General features: G+C 38.6%; 2 protein-coding genes. Both read left to right on the top strand.

Going from position 1 to position 3384, the window contains the following annotated elements; genetic code table 11:
* The first annotated feature begins 332 nt into the window (after positions 1-332).
* Entirely contained in the window at positions 333-1313 is a 981-nt protein-coding gene (locus FKR84_RS13180; protein WP_141422783.1) for a deoxyhypusine synthase family protein, read from the top strand.
* A 298-nt stretch (positions 1314-1611) separates the two neighbouring features.
* Positions 1612-3144: a carbon-nitrogen hydrolase family protein gene (locus FKR84_RS13175; protein WP_141422782.1), complete on the top strand. Its 1533-nt coding sequence runs from the start codon at positions 1612-1614 to the stop codon at positions 3142-3144.
* Positions 3145-3384 lie beyond the last annotated feature (240 nt).

Genomic DNA, 3384 nt, shown 5'->3' with positions numbered 1-3384 from the left:
AAAGATGGAAAACATCATATGAGCGTAATTAATGCTGTAGCTAATAAACTTGTATTAAGAATATTTGCAGTAGCCAAAAGAGAGGAACCTTTTGTAAAATTATCTGCTTAAAAGTTTGTTTTTAACTTAGAATGCTCAGCCTGACACAATTTGAAATTAACTTGATTGCTTTATTAGAGGAGAGTTAAAAAGTTAAAGAGTGAAAAAGTTAAAAAATGGGCTTCGACTGCGCTCTGCCTGACATGTGAAAGAGTTATTAACTTAAATTCTGATAACTAATTATTGCTTTCTTTACGGAAACGAATTGTATAGTATTTAAATTAAAATAAAAAATGAATAAACCAATAACCCAATTTATAGAAAAGTACTTTTTGCATTTTAACGCGGCTAGTTTGGTAGATGCGGCAAAAGGCTATGAAAAACAATTGCAACAAGGCTCAAAAATGCTGGTTTCTTTGGCTGGGGCGATGAGTACGGCAGAGTTAGGTAAAATTTTTGCTGAAATGATTCGGCAAGACAAAGTACATATCGTTTCTTGTACCGGTGCCAATTTAGAAGAAGATGTGATGAATTTGGTGGCCCATTCGCATTACAAACGCGTGCCCAATTACCGCGATCTTACGCCGCAAGACGAAAGAGACTTATTGGATAAAGGCCTTAACCGGGTTACCGATACCTGTATTCCGGAAGAAGAAGCTTTTAGGCGCATACAAAAACATATTGTAAAAATCTGGAAAGATGCAGAAGCTAAAGGAGAACGTTATTTTCCGCACGAATATATGTACAAGTTGTTATTATCTGGCGTGTTGGAAGAGCATTATGAAATAGATTTAAAAGACTCCTGGATGTATGCTGCAGCAGAAAAAAACTTACCAATTGTTGTTCCCGGTTGGGAAGATAGCACTATGGGCAACATTTTTGCCAGTTATGTGGTAAAAGGCGAGCTAAAAGCTTCGACGGTAAAATCTGGCATTGAATATATGACGTTTTTAGCGGATTGGTATTCTAAAAATACTCAACCGGAGGTTTCAAAAGGAATAGGCTTTTTTCAAATTGGAGGCGGCATTGCAGGAGATTTCCCAATATGTGTCGTGCCAATGCTATACCAAGATTTAGAACAAACCGATACGCCGTTTTGGAGTTATTTTTGTCAGATATCCGATTCAACCACCAGTTACGGTTCTTATTCGGGAGCGGTTCCTAACGAGAAAATTACTTGGGGGAAATTGGATATCGACACGCCAAAATACATTATAGAAAGCGATGCCACCATTGTAGCGCCACTTGTTTTTGCGTATTTGTTGGGGATGTAGTTTGATTGGTGGTTAGTGGTTAGTATTGAGTATTGAGTAGTTAGTATTTAGTTGGTAGTTTTTAGTGCTGCTTCTCGGTACATTTTTCCTCTTGCTATCGCTCGCTGAAAAACACTCGAAGTACCACTTCTCGATACAATTCCCTTCCGGATTTTTCAAATCCGAAAAGGAATCACTCGAAGTGCCGCTTCTCGGGATAATTTTGATGTGAAAATCGGGATTACTCCTTTAGACTTGCATTATTAACTTATTATTAATTAAAAGAAATTACCTTTAACCTAAATTCAATTCCGTAAAGATGGAAGAACAGACGCCACAAATAGAATTACGTTACCTATCGCTTTCCGATTTTAGCGAATTAAAAGAGGTTTTTTTGGAAATCTATGGCGATGTGCCCGATGCTTACTGGAAAAAAGAAGAATTGCAAGGCTTGCTTAAAACCTTTCCTAAAGGACAAGTAGTAGTGTTGGTAAATGGGAAATTGGCGGGTTGTGCTTTTTCTATTGTGGTAGATTCTAAAAGTTTAGATAAAAAACATACCTATGAAGATATTGTAGGGGATGCTAAATTTAAAAATCACAGTCCAAAAGGCGATACACTTTACGGAATTGACATTATCATAAAAAAAGAGTTTAGAGGCTTACGCCTAGGCAGGCGTTTGTATGATTACCGAAAAGAATTGTGCGAGCAACTTAATCTAAAAGCTATTGTTTTTGGCGGCAGATTGCCCAATTACCACAAGTATTCGCAAGAATTAAGCGCAAAAGCTTATATAGAAAAAGTGCGCCAGCGCGAGATAGCAGATCCCGTGCTTAATTTTCAGTTGGCAAACGATTTTAGACCCGTACGGATTTTGTCTAACTATCTGGAAGGCGACGCCGCTTCTAAAGAATACGCGGTGTGGATGCAATGGGACAATATTTATTATACCAAAGACAATAAAAATCCGATTGCCGAAAAAACAGAAGTGCGTTTAGGCTTGGTGCAATGGCAAATGCGTTCGTATAAAAGCTTGGAAGAATTAATGCACCAAGTAGCGTTTTTTGTAGAATCGTTTTCGGGTTACCGGTCAGATTTTGCTTTGTTCCCAGAGTTTTTTAATGCGCCTTTAATGGCACAATACAACCATCTATCAGAAGCCGAAGCCATTAGGAAACTGGCAGGTTTTACGCAGGCTATTCGTGAAAAAATGATGCAATTGGCGGTAAGCTACAACATTAACATTATAAGCGGCAGCATGCCGGAAATTATAGACGATAAACTTTATAATGTTGGTTATTTGTGCAGAAGAGATGGGAGTGTAGAACAGTTTAAAAAAATACACGTCACTCCGGACGAAGCGCAAGTTTGGGGTTTACAGGGGGGAGATGTTTTTTCTACTTTCGATACAGATTGCGGTAAGATAGGCATCTTGATTTGCTACGATGTCGAATTCCCCGAGCTTTCGCGAATAATGGCTTTAGAAGGAATGCAGATTCTGTTTGTTCCTTTTTTAACCGATACGCAAAACGGCTTTTCCCGCGTAAAACTGTGTGCCCAAGCCCGAGCGGTAGAAAACGAATGTTATGTGGCCATTGCCGGAAGTGTTGGCAACTTGCCTAAAGTACATAATATGGATATTCAGTATGCCCAATCGGCTGTTTTTACACCTTCCGATTTTAAATTTCCGTATGACGGAATTAAAGCCGAAACCACCCCCAATACCGAAATGATTTTAATTGCCGATGTAGATTTAGATGCTTTACGCGATTTGCACAATTTTGGCAGCGTGAAAAACCTAAAAGATAGAAGGGAAGATTTGTATTCGCTAAAGCGGAATTTTAGGGAGTAGGAGGTAGGTATTAGGTGTTAGGTGTTAGGGAAGGCTTCTCGATACATTTTTCCTCTCGCTATCGCTCGCTGAAAAACACTCGAAGTGACACTTCTCGATACTCCCGTATTCTATGGTTAAAAAAAGCTTTTTAGTTAAAATTTTCAACATTTTTAAGCTGCATATTTCAAGGTATCAACATATGGCGTTCTCCGTTTTACAACTGCAAAAATCCTGGCTAGTAATTTGTTCCTGATCACA

The sequence above is a fragment of the Haloflavibacter putidus genome, assembly GCF_006546625.1.
GTDB classification, from domain to species: Bacteria; Bacteroidota; Bacteroidia; order Flavobacteriales; family Flavobacteriaceae; genus Mesonia; species Mesonia putida.
Note: the sequence above shows the minus strand (reverse complement) of the source record. Positions and strands in the feature narration are given on the sequence as shown.